The following is a 16648-nucleotide window of genomic DNA, read 5'->3' on the forward strand; positions in this document are numbered from 1 at the left end:
AACGGCGCCTCAGTATCTCGGGTTCAGGATCATGCGGTCATTCTCGCGGCGCATGTCGAAGCGCGACAGGAAGCTGTTGCCCAGCAGCACGAAGGGCATGCTGGCTGGCAACACCACCGCCGCCACGCCGTGGCTGGTGTGCGGGCCGACGCTGACCGAGTTCAGCCGCACCTGGTGGCCGACGATGTCGCCATTGGCGGTCTTGATCCGCACCGGGTTGCTCTGCTTGTAGGGCAGGCCGATGCGTTGTGCCTCCGTCTCGCTCATGGCCAGCAGTGTGGCCCCGGTGTCCACCAGGAAGCGGACCTGGCGGCCATTGATCAGCCCGCTGGCGGTGAAGTGGCCGCCCATGTCTGCCATCAGCACGATGTCCGGCCGTTCGGCCCGGGCGGGTGCGGCTGCCATGGGGCCGTCGCCGAGCCGCAAGGTGCGCCGTTCGCCCTGCACCTCCACAATCGCGCGGTCGCCCTCGACACCGACGACGCGCACGCCATCGCGGCTCTGCCCAGGGGCCAGGAAGCGTGGTGCACCACCGTTGATCACCAGCAGGGCTCTGTCGCCCGCCGTGCCCGTGAGGTCCACCGTCTGCGCCGCGCAGGGCAGCGCCAGCGCCGCAGCCAGCACCCCGGCCAGCCTTGCAGGCAGTGGCGAGCGGGGCAGCGCGGTCATGGGGTCAGTCGCGGAAGTTGTCGAAGGACAGCGGCAGGTCCTTCATCTCGGTGCGGATCAGCGCCATGGCGGCCTGCAGGTCGTCGCGCTTGGCGCCGGTCACGCGCACGGCATCGCCCTGGATGGCGGCCTGCACCTTCATCTTGCTGCCTTTGATGACCTGCTGGATCTTCTTGGCGTCTTCGCTGCTGATGCCGTTGCGCACCTTCACGACCTGCTTGACCTTGTCGCCGCCCATCTTTTCGACCTTGCCCACTTCCAGGAAGCGCACGTCAACGTTGCGCTTGGTGAGCTTGTTGCGCAGGATGTCTTCCACCTGCTGGAGCTGGAAATCGGCATCGCCGAAAAGGGTGATTTCCTTGTCCTTGAGTTCGACGGCGGCACTGGTGCCCTTGAAGTCGAAACGGGTGCCGATTTCCTTGGCGGTGTTCTCGACGGCGTTCTTGACTTCAACGAAGTCGGCTTCGAGTTTGGTATCGAAAGAAGGCATGGGTGGCTGGGGTTCCAATGAGACAATCCTTGCATGTTAGTCGAGAAAAACGTGGCGCTCCAGCGCCTCAACACTTTTGGCATTGCCGCGCGCGCGCACCGGCTGGCGCGGGTGCGTGCCGAGACCGATGCGCAAGCGCTGATCCGCCACCCCGACTGGCGTGCCGACGACGTGTTCGTGCTGGGCGGGGGCAGCAACATCGTGCTGACCGGCGACGTGCGCAAACTGGTGCTGAAGGTGGAGATTCCCGGGCGGCGCGTGCTGCAGGAGACCGAGCGCGGCTGGTTGGTGGAAGCTGGCGCGGGTGAGGTCTGGCACGATTTCGTGGCCTGGACGCTGGAACAGGGTTGCGCGGGGCTGGAAAACCTGGCGCTCATCCCTGGCACCGTGGGCGCTTCGCCCGTGCAGAACATCGGTGCCTACGGCGTCGAGCTGCAGGACCGTTTCCACTCGCTCGACGCCATCGACCTGGAAACCGGCCAGACCTTCACGCTAGACGCCGCGCAGTGTGGCTTCGGTTACCGCGATTCGGTGTTCAAGCACGAACGCGCCGGTGAGCGCGGCTTCGGTCTGGCTGGCCGCGCGCTGATCCTGCGCGTGCGCTTCTGGCTGCCCAAGCCCTGGAAGCCGGTGTTGGGCTACCTGGACCTGGAGCGCAAGATGGTGGAGACCGGCGTGGCCGAGCCGAGCGCGCAGCAGGTGTTCGACTGGATCTGCGAGATCCGCCGCGCCAAGCTGCCGGACCCGGTGCAGATTGGCAACGCGGGCAGCTTCTTCAAGAACCCCACGGTTACGCCGGAACAATGCGCCGACATCATCGGGCGCGACCCCAAGGTGGTGCACTACCCCATGCCCGACGGCAGCATCAAGCTGGCCGCTGGCTGGCTGATAGACGCCTGCGGCTGGAAGGGCAAGACCGTGGGCCATGCGGGTGTGTACGAGAAGCAGGCGCTGGTGCTGGTGAACCGGGGCGACGCCGAGCACCCTTGCACGGGGGGTGAGGTGATGACCCTGGCGCGTGCCATCCAGACCAGTGTGTACGAGCGTTTTGGCATCCGGCTGGAGCCGGAGCCAGTGGTGGTGTGAACAGATGACGAACCGCGGTTCTCTTCAGGCAGGGCATGGCCGCCCGCCGCATGGGCGGCACAGCCCCCGGTTTCGGGCGGTGCTGTTTGGTGTTGTGCTGGCGCTGGCGGTTTTTTTCATGGGGCCGCGCAACGCGTTCGGGCCCGATGAGCCCGCCGCGCGTGCCCAACCGCCAGCGGAGCTGTCCCAGCTTGACGACTGGCTGCGCGACAGCGAGGCGGCGTACCCCGACCTGCGCCCCGGTGTGGCCAAAGGGGTGGTGTGGCACGCAACGCCAGGCCAGCGCACTGGCTGGGCCGTGGTGAACCTGCATGGCTTCAGCGCCAGCCGTCTGGAGACGGCGCCGCTGGCCGAAACGGTGGCACAGCACCTGGGCGCCAACCTGTACCAGAGCCGCCTGTCTGGCCATGGCCGCAGCAGCGAAGCCATGGGTGAATTCACCGTGCAGGACTGGCTGGCCGATGCCGTGGAGGCGGTGCGCATAGGCGGCATGCTGGGTGACAAGGTGCTGGTGATGGGGGTGTCCAGCGGTGCCACGCTGGCCACCTGGCTGGCCATGCGGCCCGAGGGCCGTGACGTGGCAGCCTATGCTTTCGTTTCCCCCAACTATGGCCCCAAGGACAAGCGTTCGGAGATGATCAACAACCCCTGGGGGCAGCAGCTGGCCGTGCTGCTGGAGGGAGACATGCGCGGCCACGCCAGTGACGATCCGCACGAGGTGCAGGCCTGGACGCACCGCCACCCCACGCGCGCCTTGTTTCCCATGATGGCGCTGGTCAAGCATGTGCGCGAAAGCGATCTGTCACGCTTCACCCAGCCGGTGCTGGTGCTCTATTCCGAGGGCGACCAGACGGTCGACCCGGTCGAAACCCGGCAGGTCTTTGCACGCCTGGGCAGCCAGGCCAAGACGCTGGAAGCGGTGACCTACAGCGAATCCGCTGGGCAGCACGTGCTGGCGGGGGACATCCGCGCTCCGCGTGCCACCGCGCCCATGGCCCGGCGTATTGCGGACTGGGTGCAGGCCCCGCCCAACTGAGGGCCGGAGGGCGCACCAAGCAAAAAGGGCCGCGTGTGCGGCCCTTTGGGTCTCTGGCCAGGAGCGGTCTTACTCGCCCAGCTTGAGAAAGTCGTCACCCTTGCCCAGCGACAGCAGGCCGGTCTGGGAGTAGATGCCCAGCTTGGCGCGCGTGTCGGTGATGTCCAGGTTGCGCATCGTCAGCTGGCCGATGCGGTCCATCGGGGTGAACGGCGCGTCTTCCACCTTCTCCATGCTCAGGCGCTCGGGCGCGTAGGTCAGGTTCGGGCTGTCGGTGTTCAGGATGGAGTAGTCGTTGCCGCGGCGCAGCTCCAGCGTCACTTCGCCGGTCACGGCGCGCGCCACCCAGCGCTGGGCGGTTTCGCGCAGCATGATGGCCTGCGGGTCGAACCAGCGGCCCTGGTACAGCAGGCGGCCCAGTCGCAGGCCGTTGATGCGGTACTGCTCGATGGTGTCCTCGTTGTGGATGCCGGTGACCAGGCGCTCGTAGGCAATGTGCAGCAGCGCCATGCCCGGGGCTTCGTAGATGCCGCGGCTCTTGGCTTCGATGATGCGGTTCTCGATCTGGTCGCTCATGCCCAGGCCGTGGCGGCCGCCGATTTCGTTGGCCTTGAGGAACAGGTCCACCGGCGATTCGAAGGTCTGGCCGTTCAGGGCGACGGGCTGGCCTTCCTCGAAACGGACGGTGACTTCTTCAGCCTTCACCTCGACCTCGGGCTTCCAGAACGCCACGCCCATGATGGGGTTGACGATGCGGATGCCGCTGTTGAGGTGCTCCAGATCCTTGGCCTCGTGGGTGGCGCCCAGCATGTTGCTGTCGGTGCTGTAGGCCTTTTCCACGCTCATCTTGTAGTCGAAGCCGTTGGCGATGAGGAATTCGCTCATCTCCTTGCGGCCGCCCAGCTCGTCGATGAAGGTCTGGTCCAGCCAGGGCTTGTAGATCTTCAGGCTCGGGTTGGTCAACAGGCCGTAGCGGTAGAAGCGCTCGATGTCGTTACCCTTGAAGGTGGAACCGTCACCCCAGATGTGGACGTCGTCTTCCTTCATGGCGGCCACCAGCATGGTGCCGGTCACGGCGCGGCCCAGCGGGGTGGTGTTGAAGTAGGTGATGCCACCGGTGCTGATGTGGAAGGCACCGCACTGGATGGCGGCGATGCCTTCGTGAGCCAGCTGCAGGCGGCAGTCCACCAGGCGGGCCTTCTCGGCGCCGTAGGCCATGGCCTTGCGCGGGATCTCGTCGTAGTCGGACTCGTCGGGCTGGCCCAGGTTGGCGGTGTAGGCGTAGGGCAGGGCGCCCTTCTTCTTCATCCACAGCAGCGCGGCGGAGGTGTCCAGACCGCCCGAAAAGGCGATGCCGACTTTCTGTTGCAGAGGCAGGTGTTGGAGGATGGTGGCCATGGTGCGATTAACCGAAGTGGCAGATGTAGTGGTAGGGCTCGGTGACGCGGATGTCGAAGCTGGAGTTGCCGGGCACGCTGAACTTGTCGCCAGGGCCGGACTTCTTCCACTCGTCGGAACCCTTGAGCTTGTACTCGCAGGAACCGGCCACGCATTCCATGATTTCCGGCGCACCGGTGTTGAAGGTGAGGGTGGCGGGCAGCACCACGCCAACGGACTTCTTGGTGCCGTCGGCGAAGGTGATGCCGTGGCTCACGCACTTGCCGTCGAAGTACACGCTGGCCTGGGTGTTGACGGTCACGCCGTCGAATTGGGTGGTGGTCATGTGGGGTCCGCTGGAGGATGCGTCAAATGAACAAGGCGCCACCCGGGGCAGCGCCAGCTTTCGGTATTTTAGAGGAGGGCGTTCTGATCCGGTGAGTCATCGAGCCCCCACGCTTCGCTGCCCCCCGAGGGGGCTTTCGTCGCCTTGGGGCGGCCCGGCGGTGACTCAACCCCGCTCAGCCCAGTCGGCGGGGTCGAAGCCCACGGTCACGCTGCCGTTGCTCCATTCCACCACCGGGCGCTTGATGACGCTGGCGTGCTGCTGCATCAGGGCGTGGGCGCTGGCCTCGTCGGTCAGGCTGGCCTGGGTGGCCGGGTCCAGCTGGCGCCAGGTTGTGCCCTTGCGGTTGACCAGCTTCTCCCAGCCTGCCTGTGCGCTCCAGTGGGGCAGGCGGTCGGCAGGAACGCCCTGCTTCTTGAAGTCGTGGAATTCGTGAGCCACGCCGCGCTCGTTGAGCCAGGTGCGCGCCTTTTTCACGGTGTCGCAGTTGGGGATGCCGTAAACCTTGATCATGGTCTGGATTGTGCCCCACGGCGCCCGGGGCATGTGGGCGCTGCGACAATACGGGGATGTCTTCCCACGCGCACGATCTGCCCCTGCCCACCACCCTGCTGCAATGGCTGGAACATTGCGAACGCCTGCACCCCCAGACCATAGAAATGGGGCTGGACCGGGTGCGCACTGTGGCCCAGCGCCTCAATCAAGGCCAGGGTCTGCAGCCGGCATGCCCGGTGATCACCGTGGCTGGCACCAATGGCAAGGGCTCCACCTGCGCCATGCTGGAAGCCATTTATCAGCAGGCGGGCTACCGCACGGGCGTCTACACCTCGCCGCACCTCGTGCACTTCGAGGAGCGCTGCCGCATTCGGGGCGAGGTGGCCCCTGCCGAGGCGCTGCTGCCCGCCTTTGCCGAGGTGGAGGCCGCACGCCGGGGTGACGGCGCGGCGCAGCCCGAGGTGTCGCTGACGTATTTCGAGTTCACCACCCTGGCCATCGTGCTGACGCTGGCGCGCGCCGGGCTGGATGTGATCATTCTTGAAGTGGGCCTGGGCGGGCGGCTGGACGCCGTGAACGTGCTGGATGCCGATTGCTCCATCATCACCAGCATCGACCTGGACCACATGGAATTCCTGGGGCCCGACCGCGAGGCCATAGGCTATGAGAAGGCCGGCATCATGCGCACTGGGCGCCCGGTGGTGGTGAGCGACCCGGTGCCGCCGCAGAGCGTGCTGGACCGCGCAATGGAGGTGGGTGCCGACCTGTGGCGCCTGGGGCGCGACTTCCACTTTGCCGGGGACAAGCAGCAATGGGGTTGGACGGGGCGCAGCCGCCGCTACAGCGGGCTGGCCTACCCAGCGCTGCGCGGGGCCAACCAGCTGGTCAACGCGTCGGGCGTGCTGGCGGCGCTGGAAGCCCTGCACCAGCGCCTGCCGGTGACAGCGCAGGCCGTGCGCAATGGCCTGGCCATGGTGGAGTTGCCCGGGCGCTTCCAGATCGTGCCTGGCCAGCCCACGCTGGTGCTGGACGTGGCGCACAACCCCCATTCCGTGGCCGCCCTGGCCGAAAACCTGGACGCCATGGGTTTCTACCCCACCACGCACGCGGTTTTTGGGGCCATGGCCGATAAGGACCTGCGTGTGATGTTCGAGCGGGTGGGCCCGCTGATCGACCGCTGGTACTTCACCGACCTGCCGCTGGCGCGTGCCGCCAGGGCGATGGACCTGTCCGCCATCTGGCAGGGCACCAACCAGCGGCCCGATGTGCGCAGCAGCCAGCACGCCGACCCCCAGCAGGCGCTGGACGCGGCGGTCGCCCAGGCAGACCCGGCTGATAGAATCGTGGTTTTTGGTTCCTTCTTCACCGTGGGCGGCGTTTTGCGCAACGGGGTGCCCCGCCTGGCGGCCAGGCATTTGCAGCCCTGACGCCTCGAACCGACCGTTCGTGACGCTGCGCGGTCTTCCCAAGAGCGAAACCGGCGAATGTTCAAACTCCGTCCTGGCGGGCAGGGCAATGCCAGCCCGTCGCAGCCACCCACCATCGAGGCGGTGCGCCGTCGTGCCCGGCATCGCCTCATCGGCGCGAGTGTGCTCGTGCTGGCTGGCGTGATCGGTCTGCCCCTGCTGTTCGACACCCAGCCGCGCCCCATCCCGGTGGACATCTCCATCGATATTCCGGCCAAGAACGGCGTGAAGCCGTTGAGCCTGCCCGCCGAGAAACCCCAGGCGTCTGCCGCGAAGGTGGATGGCCTGGCGGATGGCGAGGAGGCCGTGGCCAAGGCGCCTGCGAAAGCGGAGCCCCCCGCGCCTCAGGCTCCGGCCAAGGTGGAAGTTGCAGCCAAACCGGCTGCAGAGCCTGCCAGCAAACCGGCGGAGCCTGCACCTGCGCCCGCGCCAAAACCGGCCCCCGCGCCTGCCCCCGAGGCCGCCAAACCCGCCGCAGCGCCCGCGCCTGTGGATGCCGCGCGTGCCCAGGCCCTGCTGGACGGCAAGACCGCTCCGGCAGCCCGCGTGGTGGTGCAGGTGGGCGCGTTCGCCGATCAGGCGCGTGCCAGCGAGGTGCGCCAGCGCCTGGAGCGTGCCGGCCTCAAGACATACACCCACGTGGCGGACACGCCCGAGGGCAAGCGCATCCGTGTGCGCCTGGGGCCCTTCGATTCCCGGGCCGAGGCCGAAAAGGCCGCGAACAAGGTCAAGAGCCTTGGTCTGCCCGCTGCCATCCTCACACTCTGATGGCCGCTGTCGACATCTTCCTGCTGCTGGTGTTGCTGGCGTCGGTGTTCATCGGCGTCTGGCGCGGCCTCGTGTTCGAGGTCCTGTCGGTGGCGGGGTGGGTGGCGGCCTTCTTCCTGGCGCAGTGGTATGCCGACGAGGCGGCCGTGCTGCTGCCCCTGGGCGACACCGCCGAGCCCCTGCGCTACGCGGCCGGTTTTGCCGTGGTGTTCGTGGGGGTGGCCTTCGCGTCCGGCCTGCTGGCCTGGCTCATCAAGAAGGGAATCGAATCCGTAGGGCTGCGCCCGGTCGACCGGACGCTGGGGGCGGCCTTTGGTCTGCTGCGCGGCGTGGTGATCCTGCTGGCGGTGGCCCTGGTGGTGCACATGACACCGCTCAAAGACAACAATGACTGGCGTGCATCGGTGGGGGCGGCCTGGCTGGAAGCCGGACTGCATGCCGTCAAGGGCACCATGCCCGACAACCTAGCTCCCTATTTTCCCTGAGGACAATGCCATGTGTGGAATCGTCGCTGCGGTCAGCAGCTCTCCCGTCAATCAGCTGATCTACGATGCGCTGTTGCTGTTGCAGCACCGCGGGCAGGATGCTGCTGGCATCGTCACCCAGCTGGACCGCAAGTTCTTCATGCACAAGGCCAAGGGCATGGTGCGTGATGTCTTCCGTACCCGCAACATGCGTGCGCTGCCGGGCAACTGCGGCCTGGGCCAGGTGCGCTACCCCACGGCAGGCAATGCCTTCAGCGAGGAAGAGGCGCAGCCCTTCTACGTGAACGCACCGTTCGGCATTGTGATGGCGCACAACGGCAACCTCACCAACGCCCACGCGCTGAAGAACGAGCTGTTCCAGCTGGACCACCGCCACATCAACACCGAGAGCGACTCCGAGGTGCTGCTCAACGTGATCGCCCACGAGTTGGAGAAGTCCACCCGTGGCGTGCCGCTGCAGGCCGATGACGTGTTTGCCGCCGTGCGCGAGGTGCACAAGCGCATCAAGGGCTCCTACGCCGTGGTGGCGCTGATCGCCGGGCATGGTCTGCTGGCCTTCCGCGACCCCTACGGCATCCGCCCCCTGTGCATGGGCCGCAGCAAGGATGGCACCGTGATGGTGGCCAGCGAGTCCGTGGCGCTGGAAGGCACCGGCCACGAGTTCGAGCGCGACATCGCCCCGGGCGAGGCCGTCTTCATCAGCCTGGACGGCAAGGTGAGCAGTCAGCAGTGCGCCGCGAACCCGCAGCTCTACCCCTGCATTTTCGAATTCGTCTACCTGGCGCGGCCCGACTCCACCATGGATGGCATCTCGGTCTACCAGGCGCGCCTGAACATGGGCGAGACGCTGGCCAAGCGTGTGGTGTCCACCGTGCCGCCCGACCAGATCGATGTGGTCATTCCCATTCCCGAGTCCAGCCGCCCCAGTGCCACCGAACTGGCGCACCTGCTGGGCAAGCCTTACCGCGAAGGCTTCGTGAAGAACCGTTACGTGGGCCGCACCTTCATCATGCCCGGCCAGGCCGTGCGCAAGAAGTCCGTGCGCCAGAAGCTCAACGTGATTGCCAGCGAATTCAAGGGCCGCAACGTGCTGCTGGTGGACGACTCCATCGTGCGCGGCACCACGTCCAAGGAGATCGTGCAGATGGCGCGCGACGCCGGTGCCAACAAGGTCTACATGGCCAGCGCCGCGCCGCCGGTGCGCTACCCCAACGTGTATGGCATTGACATGCCCACGAAGGACGAGCTGGTGGCCCATGGCCGCACGGTGGAAGAGATCCGCCAGATCATTGGCTGCGACGCGCTGATCTACCAGGACGTGGACGCGATGAAGAAGGCCGTGGGCGCGCTGAACACCAGCCTGTGCGGTTTCGAAGCTTCGTGCTTCGACGGCGTGTACGTGACTGGCGACGTGACGTCTGACGACGTGGTGCGCCTGAACGAGAAGCGTGTGGGCGGCGAGGAGGACGATGGCGTCACCTCGCGCCTGACGCTGCCGAATTCGCAGGAGGCATGATGACGCCCCCACGCTCACTTCATTCGCTGCCCCCCGAGGGGGCGCATGCCTCCCTTGAGGCGGCTCGACGGGAGGCATGACCATGAAGGACCCCCTGAAGGGCCTGCACCGCGAGACCTTGGCGGTTCGTGCCGCCGTGGCGCGCACGCAGTACGGTGAGAACTCCGAAGCGCTGTTCCTGACCAGTGGCTTCGTGCAGCCCAGCGCCGAGGTGTCAGCGCGCCGCTTTGCGGGCGAGGAAGAGGGCTACACCTACGGCCGCTCCAGCAACCCCACGGTGACCAGCTTCGAACAGCGCCTGGCCGCGCTGGAGGGCAGCGAGGCGGCGATGGCCACGGCGTCCGGTATGGCTGCCGTGATGCTGATGTGCTTCAGCCTGCTCAAGGCTGGTGACCACGTGATCATCTCGCAGTCGATGTTCGGCTCCACGCTCAAGCTGATCGGCTCGGAGTTCGCGCGCTTTGGCGTGGAGACTTCGGTGGTGCCGCAGACCGATCTGCAGGCCTGGAAGGCGGCCATTCGGCCCAGCACCCGGCTGATGTTTGCCGAGACGCCGACCAACCCGCTCACCGAGGTCTGCGACATTGCCGCGCTGGCCGACCTGGCGCACAACGCCGGTGCCCTGCTGGCGGTGGACAATTGCTTTGCCACCCCGGCCCTGCAGCGACCGCTGGAGCTGGGGGCGGACATCGTCATGCATTCCGGCACCAAGTACCTGGACGGGCAGGGCCGCGTGATGGCGGGCGCCCTGTGCGCCAGCGAGAAGATGGTGGTGGAGAAATTCCTGCCTGTGCAGAAAAACAGCGGCATGGTGTTGTCGCCGTTCAACGCGTGGGTGGTGCTCAAGGGGCTGGAGACGCTGGACATCCGCATGCGTGCCCAGAGCGCCCTGGCAATGGAGCTGGCGCAGTGGCTGCAGGCGCACCCCGCCGTGGCCCGCGTGTACTACCCCGCGCTGGAGAGCCACCCGCAGCACGCGCTGGCCATGAAGCAGATGTCTGGCGTGGGCGGCGCGGTGCTGTCCTTCGAGGTAAAGGCGGAGGGCCCCGAGCAGGCGCGCCAGCGTGCCTTCCACGTGCTTGATGCTCTGCAGACCCTCTCGCTGTGCACCAACCTGGGCGACACCAAGACACTGCTGTCCCACCCCGCCAGCACCTCGCACGGCAAGCTGTCCGAGGCGCAGCGCCAGTCTGCTGGCATCGGCCAGGGGCTGATCCGCGTGGCTGTGGGGTTGGAACACCCCGAAGACGTGCGCAACGATATCGCCCGTGGCCTGAACACCCTGTAAATTTTTATGACACAACGCGTCCGCACCCGTTTCGCTCCGTCGCCCACCGGCTTCATCCACCTGGGCAACATCCGCTCGGCCCTGTACCCCTGGGCCTTTGCCCGTGCCAACGGCGGCGACTTCATCCTGCGCATCGAAGACACCGACCAGGAGCGTTCCACCCAGGCATCGGTGGACGTCATTCTTGAAGGCATGGAGTGGCTGCGGCTGGGCCACGACGAAGGTCCGTTCTACCAGATGCAGCGCATGGACCGCTACAAGGAAGTGCTGGCCCAGCTGCAGGCGGCGGGGCACGTGTACCCCTGCTACATGAGCGTGGAAGAGCTGGACGCCTTGCGCGAGCGCCAGATGGCCAACAAGGAAAAACCGCGCTACGACGGCACCTGGCGCCCCGAGCCGGGCAAGGTGCTGCCGCCCGTGCCCCAGGGCGTGAAGCCGGTGCTGCGTTTCAAGACCCCCCAGGAAGGCGTGGTGGGCTGGGACGACAAGTGCAAGGGCCGCATCGAATTCCAGAACAGTGAGCTGGACGACCTGGTGATTGCGCGCCCGGACGGCACGCCGACCTACAACTTCTGCGTTTGCGTGGACGACATGGACATGCGCATCACCCATGTGATCCGCGGTGACGACCACGTGAACAACACGCCGCGCCAGATCCACATCTTCGAGGCCCTGGGTGCCGAGGTGCCCGTGTTTGCCCACCTGCCCACCGTGCTGAACGAGCAGGGCGAGAAGATGAGCAAGCGCCACGGCGCCAAGCCCGTGACCTGGTACCGCGACGAAGGCTACCTGCCCGATGCCATGGTGAACTACCTGGCGCGCCTGGGCTGGAGCCACGGCGATGACGAAATCTTCAGCCGCGAGCAGTTCCTGCAGTGGTTCGATCTGGACCACCTGGGCCGCAGCGCCGCGCAGTTTGACGAGGCCAAGCTGCGCTGGGTGAACAGCCAGCACATGAAGCTGACGGCGGACGACGAGCTGGCGGGCCTGGTGGCCAAGCACCTGGCCAAGGAAGGCATTGCCGCCGACGACCGGCTGGCCGCCATCTGCGGCCTGTTCAAGGACCGTTGCGACACCACGGTGGCGCTGGCTGGCTGGGCGCGCGCCTTCTACGTGGACGCGGTGCCCAGCGCCGAGGACCTGGCCCAGCACGTGACCGACGCGGTGAGGCCCGCACTCGCCACCCTGGCCGACAAGTTGGCCGCGTGCGAGTGGGAGAAGGCAGCGATTGCCACCGCATTGAAGGAAGCGCTGGCCGCCCACGGCCTGAAGATGCCGCAGCTGGCCATGCCGGTGCGCGTGCTCGTGATGGGCACGCCGCAGACGCCGTCGCTGGATGCGGTGCTGGCTTTGCAGTCCCGCGAAAAAATTCTGGGCAAGTTGAAAAACGCTTGAAAATGTGTCTATAATTCGAGTCTTGCTGATGCACAACAACAAAAGCAAAACGCTCCAAGGCAACAAGGGGTGATTCGCAGAAGTTGATGTGCATGTTGAAGCAGCCATGGGGGTATAGCTCAGCTGGGAGAGCGCTTGCATGGCATGCAAGAGGTCAGCGGTTCGATCCCGCTTACCTCCACCATCAAAAATGGTTTGGCTGGTTCAACAAGCAGAAAGTTTTCTAGGTTTGACCCTATCGTCTAGAGGCCTAGGACATCACCCTTTCACGGTGAGTACCGGGGTTCGAATCCCCGTAGGGTCGCCACTACCAGGAGTGGTAGTTCAGTTGGTTAGAATACCGGCCTGTCACGCCGGGGGTCGCGGGTTCGAGCCCCGTCCACTCCGCCAAAATTTGAAAAAATGCCCACAAAGTGGGTATTTTTTTGTCCAGGTTTGACCCTATCGTCTAGAGGCCTAGGACATCACCCTTTCACGGTGAGTACCGGGGTTCGAATCCCCGTAGGGTCGCCACTTCCAGGAGTGGTAGTTCAGTTGGTTAGAATACCGGCCTGTCACGCCGGGGGTCGCGGGTTCGAGCCCCGTCCACTCCGCCAACACACATTGATCAAGCCCACCTATGGTGGGCTTTTTCATTGGGCGCGCGAAAAGGGCTGCCTACCCGCCCACTGGCCCCTTCAAGCCGTGGCAGCCCGGGCAAGCTGCAGTTGCCACCAGGCCTGGGCTTCCTCGCCCAGCGGCGCGGCCAGCCCGGCAGGCAGCGGCCATTGCAGCAGTTCCGCCAGCCGGCTCACCACCCAGAGTGCTTCGCCTTCGCTCAGGCGGCCTTCGTCGGCCACCAGGCCCTGCAGCATGCGCGCCAGCACATCGCCTTCGGTGATGCCGAGCTTCACCAGCACCTGAGAAGCGTGCTCGGTGAGCATTTGCGCCATGTCTTCGCACAGTTCGAACCGCAGCGCCAGGCTGGCGCGGTCAATGGCGGGCTTGCGCTGCCCGGGCGGCACGTGCAGTTCGACAAAGGATTCGGGGACAAGCAGTTGGGACTCATCCATGGGTGGCCCCATCGCGCCATTCGCGCACGTTGGTGAATGAAAACTTGCAGCGCACGCACTGGTAGCGGCCGGTGGGGCGCATGGCGCCCAGGGCGTCGCGGTCCAGGATGGGTCGGTAGGCGGTGGCGCCGCAGCGGTGGCAGGCGTTCATGGGTCTCCCTGTGGTCATCCCTGGATTGTGCCAAGCCTTGCCCTGGTTTTCTGCGGCCCGGTGAATGGCCGTGGGGTTGGCGTGCATGCCCAGGTAGAGGACGTTGGATGTGTGCATGTGTGGCTCCTTGGGGCACGTTTCATGTGCCGCGCTTGAAGCCATTGTTGGCGGCATGCGTATCAAAAATCGATACGCACTTGGTAGGGCCTGCGCCGTCTGGCGGTGGGGGCGCACTGTCCGGAATGACTATCCCGTCAGAGGGATGTACAGCCAGGCGGGCCTGAGGCAACCTTGGCGGGTACAAGAGCTTTCCCACACGCGCCATGGATTCGACCGACGACCTGCTGACCCGTTTGCAAGAGTTCCATTCGGACTATTTTCCGCGTCACCAGCAAAGGTTTCAGGACCTGGTGGCCGGCGGCCAGCACCCGAAGACCTTGTTCATTGGCTGTTCGGACTCTCGCGTGGTGCCCTGGCTGTTGACCGGCGCGGGCCCGGGTGACCTGTTCATCGTTCGCAACGTGGGGGCGCTGGTGCCGCCGTACGATGGCTCGCACGGCCTGCACGGCACGATGGCGGGCGTGGAGTACGCGGTGCTGAGCCTGAGGGTGGAGCACATCATCGTCTGCGGGCACAGCCACTGCGGGGCCATACGTGCCGCCTACGAGGGCGTGCCCGAGGGGGCGCCCGCGTTGACGAGCTGGCTGCACCTGGTGGACGAGGCCCTGCTGCCGGTGCAGACCACCAAAGAGGCGCTGCGGCGCACCGAACAGCGCAGCGTGGTGCTGCAGCTGGAGCGGCTGCTGGACTACCCGATGGTGCGCGCAGGCGTGGAGGCGGGGACGCTGCAGCTCCACGGATGGCACTTCGTGATCGAGGACGGCGAGGTGCACGTGTTCGATGGCGCAACGGGCGGTTTCGTGCCCGCGTCGCAGGCGCAGCACAGCGGCACTGGGCCGTACCCGCCCTATGTGGAGAACGACGGGCAGATCCCAGAAGTGTGAGGCTGGGGCCCGGCCTCAGCCCCGGGGGAGTTGCCGCAGGGGTGAGACGGTTCCGGCCTGCACGCGACGGATGAACTCGAGCAGCTCCTTGTCGGAGCGGCGGATGTGCAGCGAGAGCCAGTCGCGCAGCACGGAGGACAGCTGCGCGGCCACGGTGATGTGGCCCGCCTCGTAGCGCTGCTGCAGTTCGCGCAGGCTGTCCACGAAGTGGGCGTGGCCCTTGCGGTGGCCTTCCAGGTTGGGAAAGTGCACGGCCTCCATCTGGGCTTCCTCGCGGCGCAGGTGGTCGCTGGTGTAGCGGATGAGTTCTTCCAGGATCTGGCCGACGACCTCGACGCCACGGCCCTCGCTCGTGGCGGTGTGCAACTGGTTGACCAGATCGACCAGATGGCGGTGATCCGCGTCGATGGGGCCGTTGTCGATGACCATGTCATCGGCCCATTGGAAGTAAGCCATGCTGTTGTCTCCTGTTTCAGGCGGCGAGGCGGAACACGCTGACCGCCTGCACCAGCGCTTTGGCCTGGTGTTCAAGGGATTGAGCGGCGGCGGCCGACTCTTCGACCAGGGCCGCGTTCTGCTGTGTCACCTGGTCCATCTGGCCCACGGCCTGGTTGATCTGATCCAGCCCGCTGGACTGGTCCTGGCTGGCCATGGTGACTTCGCGCATCAGGTCGGCCACGCGGCGCACATGCACGACGATCTCGTCCATCGTGCTGCCCGCCTGTTCCACGAGCTTGCAGCCCTGGGACACGTTTTCGACGGAGTTGCCGATCAGGTCCTTGATCTCCTTGGCGGCGGTGGCCGAGCGCCCGGCCAGGCTGCGCACCTCGCTGGCCACCACGGCAAAGCCACGGCCCTGCTCGCCCGCGCGCGCTGCTTCCACGGCGGCGTTGAGCGCGAGGATGTTGGTCTGGAAGGCGATGCCGTCGATGACGCCGATGATGTCGGCAATGCGCTTGGACGACGCGTTGATGGCTTCCATGGTGTCAACGACCTGACCCACCACGGTGCCGCCCTTGACGGCCACTTCGGAGGCGGACTCGGCCAGCTGGTTGGCGTGCCTGCCGCTGTCGTAGTTCTGCTTCACGGTCTGGGTGAGTTCGGCCATCGAGGCTGCCGTTTCTTCCAGCGCGCTGGCCTGCTCCTCGGTGCGCGACGAGAGGTCCAGGTTGCCCGCAGCGATCTGGCTGGTGGCCGTGGCCATGCCGTCGGCGCCCTGGCGAACCTGGCTGACGATGCGGGTGAGGCTGTCGTTCATGTCGCGCAGCGCTTCCAGCAGCTGCCCGCATTCGTCGCGGCTGTCGACCGTGATGTGGTTGTCCAGGTGGCCTTGCGCCACCCGCTGTGACAGCGTGACGGCTTCGCGCAGGGGGCGGGTGATGGAACGCGTGACCCACATGGCGAACCCCACGGCGATGAGCGCGCTGGCCAGGCCCAGCCCCAGCAGCAGCTGGCGCGACGCCACGATGCTGGACTGCACCTCGGCGCTGCTGGCGGCGACGAGCTTCTGCTGCAGCGCGTTGAGCTGGTCGATAGGCTGCTGCAAGGCGTCGAGCGCGGGGAGCGTCTCGGTGAGCATCAGGCGGGTGGCGCCTTCGCGGTCACCTGCGTCAACCAGCTGCGCCACGCGCCCGAAGGAGGCGACGTACTGGGCACGCGCCTGCTTCAGCGTGGCGAGCAGGTCTTTGCCCTCTTGCAGGTAGACCAGGCGGTCCAGGGTTTCCAGCGCAACGTCAATGTCTTTCTTGTTGCTGGCAATGCGTTCCTTGACCCGGGCCATGTGTGCCGCGTCGGTGCTGATGAGCAGCTCCATCGTGCGCCGCGCGTTGGCACGCGTGGTGGCGTTGATGGTGCTTGCCGCCTGCGCCTTGACCCATTCGGATTCGATGATGCGGGTGTTGATGCCGCCAATCCCGGTGAGGCGGAGGATGGCGATTGCCACGGCCAGGACAGAGAGAAAGATGAGAAGGCCGAACCCGAGGCCGAGGCGGGTGCCTATCTTCAAGTTGTTGAATTTCATGCCT

General features: G+C 66.2%; 18 protein-coding genes and 5 tRNA genes. 14 read left to right on the forward strand and 9 right to left on the reverse strand.

Annotated features, from left to right (window positions below; translation table 11 throughout):
* Positions 1-9: 9 nt before the first annotated feature.
* A complete protein-coding gene (locus ACYVHH_RS12140) occupies positions 10-669 on the reverse strand; it encodes a retropepsin-like aspartic protease family protein (protein ID WP_460565441.1) in 660 nt (219 codons plus the stop codon).
* Between the two features lie 4 nt (positions 670-673).
* On the reverse strand, positions 674-1159 hold the full coding sequence (locus ACYVHH_RS12145; RefSeq protein WP_460565442.1) for a YajQ family cyclic di-GMP-binding protein: 486 nt from the start codon (positions 1157-1159) through the stop codon (positions 674-676).
* Between the two features lie 33 nt (positions 1160-1192).
* Here ACYVHH_RS12145 and murB point away from each other — a divergent pair, with 33 nt between their 5' ends.
* Complete coding sequence (gene murB, locus ACYVHH_RS12150) at positions 1193-2245, forward strand: UDP-N-acetylmuramate dehydrogenase (protein WP_460565443.1); 1053 nt, start codon at positions 1193-1195, stop codon at positions 2243-2245.
* Positions 2246-2249: 4 nt separating this feature from the next.
* A complete protein-coding gene (locus ACYVHH_RS12155) occupies positions 2250-3281 on the forward strand; it encodes an alpha/beta fold hydrolase (protein WP_460565444.1) in 1032 nt (343 codons plus the stop codon).
* A 69-nt stretch (positions 3282-3350) separates the two neighbouring features.
* Here the strand turns inward: ACYVHH_RS12155 and argG are convergent, their stop codons facing one another.
* The 3 genes from argG to ACYVHH_RS12170 all read right to left on the reverse strand — a co-directional run bounded on the left by argG (position 3351) and on the right by ACYVHH_RS12170 (position 5517).
* The gene (gene argG / locus ACYVHH_RS12160; protein ID WP_460565445.1) at positions 3351-4679 is read right to left on the reverse strand and encodes an argininosuccinate synthase; all 1329 of its coding nucleotides are present in this window, start codon (positions 4677-4679) and stop codon (positions 3351-3353) included.
* Between the two features lie 7 nt (positions 4680-4686).
* Positions 4687-5004 carry a pyrimidine/purine nucleoside phosphorylase gene (ppnP, locus tag ACYVHH_RS12165; protein ID WP_460565446.1) on the reverse strand — a complete coding sequence of 106 codons (318 nt, stop codon included), beginning with the start codon at positions 5002-5004 and terminating at the stop codon, positions 4687-4689.
* Between the two features lie 165 nt (positions 5005-5169).
* Positions 5170-5517 (reverse strand): arsenate reductase, encoded by a 348-nt coding sequence (locus tag ACYVHH_RS12170; protein ID WP_460565447.1) that lies wholly within the window; start codon positions 5515-5517, stop codon positions 5170-5172.
* A gap of 56 nt (positions 5518-5573) precedes the next feature.
* Between ACYVHH_RS12170 and folC the strand changes: the two genes are divergently transcribed.
* From folC to ACYVHH_RS12225, 11 genes are all read left to right on the forward strand, one after another.
* Entirely contained in the window at positions 5574-6926 is a 1353-nt protein-coding gene (folC, locus tag ACYVHH_RS12175; protein WP_460565448.1) for a bifunctional tetrahydrofolate synthase/dihydrofolate synthase, read from the forward strand.
* A 57-nt stretch (positions 6927-6983) separates the two neighbouring features.
* Entirely contained in the window at positions 6984-7733 is a 750-nt protein-coding gene (locus ACYVHH_RS12180) for an SPOR domain-containing protein (RefSeq protein WP_460565450.1), read from the forward strand.
* Positions 7733-8218: a CvpA family protein gene (locus tag ACYVHH_RS12185; RefSeq protein WP_460565452.1), complete on the forward strand. Its 486-nt coding sequence runs from the start codon at positions 7733-7735 to the stop codon at positions 8216-8218. The genes ACYVHH_RS12180 and ACYVHH_RS12185 overlap by 1 nt, the downstream gene beginning before the upstream one ends.
* Before the next feature lie 10 nt (positions 8219-8228).
* Complete coding sequence (purF, locus tag ACYVHH_RS12190) at positions 8229-9734, forward strand: amidophosphoribosyltransferase (RefSeq protein WP_460565453.1); 1506 nt, start codon at positions 8229-8231, stop codon at positions 9732-9734.
* A 76-nt stretch (positions 9735-9810) separates the two neighbouring features.
* Entirely contained in the window at positions 9811-11022 is a 1212-nt protein-coding gene (locus ACYVHH_RS12195; protein WP_460565454.1) for an O-succinylhomoserine sulfhydrylase, read from the forward strand.
* Positions 11023-11028: 6 nt separating this feature from the next.
* Entirely contained in the window at positions 11029-12417 is a 1389-nt protein-coding gene (gene gltX / locus ACYVHH_RS12200; protein ID WP_460565455.1) for a glutamate--tRNA ligase, read from the forward strand.
* 108 nt (positions 12418-12525) lie between these two features.
* Positions 12526-12601 (forward strand) — tRNA-Ala (locus ACYVHH_RS12205).
* Between the two features lie 47 nt (positions 12602-12648).
* Positions 12649-12724, forward strand: a tRNA-Glu gene (locus tag ACYVHH_RS12210).
* Between the two features lie 6 nt (positions 12725-12730).
* Positions 12731-12807, forward strand: a tRNA-Asp gene (locus ACYVHH_RS12215).
* Between the two features lie 47 nt (positions 12808-12854).
* A tRNA-Glu gene (locus tag ACYVHH_RS12220) sits at positions 12855-12930 on the forward strand.
* A 6-nt stretch (positions 12931-12936) separates the two neighbouring features.
* A tRNA-Asp gene (locus tag ACYVHH_RS12225) sits at positions 12937-13013 on the forward strand.
* Positions 13014-13094: 81 nt separating this feature from the next.
* Here ACYVHH_RS12225 and ACYVHH_RS12230 read toward each other — a convergent pair.
* On the reverse strand, positions 13095-13469 hold the full coding sequence (locus ACYVHH_RS12230; protein ID WP_460565456.1) for an ATPase with chaperone activity: 375 nt from the start codon (positions 13467-13469) through the stop codon (positions 13095-13097).
* Positions 13462-13737 (reverse strand): hypothetical protein, encoded by a 276-nt coding sequence (locus ACYVHH_RS12235; protein ID WP_460565457.1) that lies wholly within the window; start codon positions 13735-13737, stop codon positions 13462-13464. The genes ACYVHH_RS12230 and ACYVHH_RS12235 overlap by 8 nt, the downstream gene beginning before the upstream one ends.
* A gap of 206 nt (positions 13738-13943) precedes the next feature.
* On the opposite strand from ACYVHH_RS12235, the gene ACYVHH_RS12240 reads away from it, so the two are divergent.
* Positions 13944-14624: a carbonic anhydrase gene (locus tag ACYVHH_RS12240; RefSeq protein WP_460565458.1), complete on the forward strand. Its 681-nt coding sequence runs from the start codon at positions 13944-13946 to the stop codon at positions 14622-14624.
* 15 nt (positions 14625-14639) lie between these two features.
* Here ACYVHH_RS12240 and ACYVHH_RS12245 read toward each other — a convergent pair whose 3' ends face one another.
* Both ACYVHH_RS12245 and ACYVHH_RS12250 read right to left on the reverse strand, forming a co-directional pair.
* Entirely contained in the window at positions 14640-15080 is a 441-nt protein-coding gene (locus ACYVHH_RS12245) for a bacteriohemerythrin (protein ID WP_460565459.1), read from the reverse strand.
* A 16-nt stretch (positions 15081-15096) separates the two neighbouring features.
* Positions 15097-16644, reverse strand: coding sequence for a methyl-accepting chemotaxis protein (locus tag ACYVHH_RS12250; protein ID WP_460565460.1), 1548 nt, complete (start codon positions 16642-16644; stop codon positions 15097-15099).
* Between the last annotated feature and the right edge of the window lie 4 nt (positions 16645-16648).

This window comes from Hydrogenophaga aquatica, assembly GCF_054780915.1.

Excerpts from the sequence above, each read along its gene's own strand:
- folC (WP_460565448.1), top strand. The coding sequence starts at position 5,574 with ATGTCTTCCCACGCGCACGATCTGCCCCTGCCCACCACCCTGCTGCAA.
- gltX (WP_460565455.1), top strand. The coding sequence starts at position 11,029 with ATGACACAACGCGTCCGCACCCGTTTCGCTCCGTCGCCCACCGGCTTC.
- ACYVHH_RS12230 (WP_460565456.1), bottom strand. The coding sequence starts at position 13,469 with ATGGATGAGTCCCAACTGCTTGTCCCCGAATCCTTTGTCGAACTGCAC.
- ACYVHH_RS12185 (WP_460565452.1), top strand. The coding sequence starts at position 7,733 with ATGGCCGCTGTCGACATCTTCCTGCTGCTGGTGTTGCTGGCGTCGGTG.
- ACYVHH_RS12145 (WP_460565442.1), bottom strand. The coding sequence starts at position 1,159 with ATGCCTTCTTTCGATACCAAACTCGAAGCCGACTTCGTTGAAGTCAAG.
- argG (WP_460565445.1), bottom strand. The coding sequence starts at position 4,679 with ATGGCCACCATCCTCCAACACCTGCCTCTGCAACAGAAAGTCGGCATC.
- purF (WP_460565453.1), top strand. The coding sequence starts at position 8,229 with ATGTGTGGAATCGTCGCTGCGGTCAGCAGCTCTCCCGTCAATCAGCTG.
- murB (WP_460565443.1), top strand. The coding sequence starts at position 1,193 with ATGTTAGTCGAGAAAAACGTGGCGCTCCAGCGCCTCAACACTTTTGGC.
- ACYVHH_RS12170 (WP_460565447.1), bottom strand. The coding sequence starts at position 5,517 with ATGATCAAGGTTTACGGCATCCCCAACTGCGACACCGTGAAAAAGGCG.
- ACYVHH_RS12235 (WP_460565457.1), bottom strand. The coding sequence starts at position 13,737 with ATGCACACATCCAACGTCCTCTACCTGGGCATGCACGCCAACCCCACG.
- ACYVHH_RS12240 (WP_460565458.1), top strand. The coding sequence starts at position 13,944 with ATGGATTCGACCGACGACCTGCTGACCCGTTTGCAAGAGTTCCATTCG.
- ACYVHH_RS12250 (WP_460565460.1), bottom strand. The coding sequence starts at position 16,644 with ATGAAATTCAACAACTTGAAGATAGGCACCCGCCTCGGCCTCGGGTTC.
- ppnP (WP_460565446.1), bottom strand. The coding sequence starts at position 5,004 with ATGACCACCACCCAATTCGACGGCGTGACCGTCAACACCCAGGCCAGC.
- ACYVHH_RS12180 (WP_460565450.1), top strand. The coding sequence starts at position 6,984 with ATGTTCAAACTCCGTCCTGGCGGGCAGGGCAATGCCAGCCCGTCGCAG.
- ACYVHH_RS12155 (WP_460565444.1), top strand. The coding sequence starts at position 2,250 with ATGACGAACCGCGGTTCTCTTCAGGCAGGGCATGGCCGCCCGCCGCAT.
- ACYVHH_RS12140 (WP_460565441.1), bottom strand. The coding sequence starts at position 669 with ATGACCGCGCTGCCCCGCTCGCCACTGCCTGCAAGGCTGGCCGGGGTG.
- ACYVHH_RS12245 (WP_460565459.1), bottom strand. The coding sequence starts at position 15,080 with ATGGCTTACTTCCAATGGGCCGATGACATGGTCATCGACAACGGCCCC.
- ACYVHH_RS12195 (WP_460565454.1), top strand. The coding sequence starts at position 9,811 with ATGACCATGAAGGACCCCCTGAAGGGCCTGCACCGCGAGACCTTGGCG.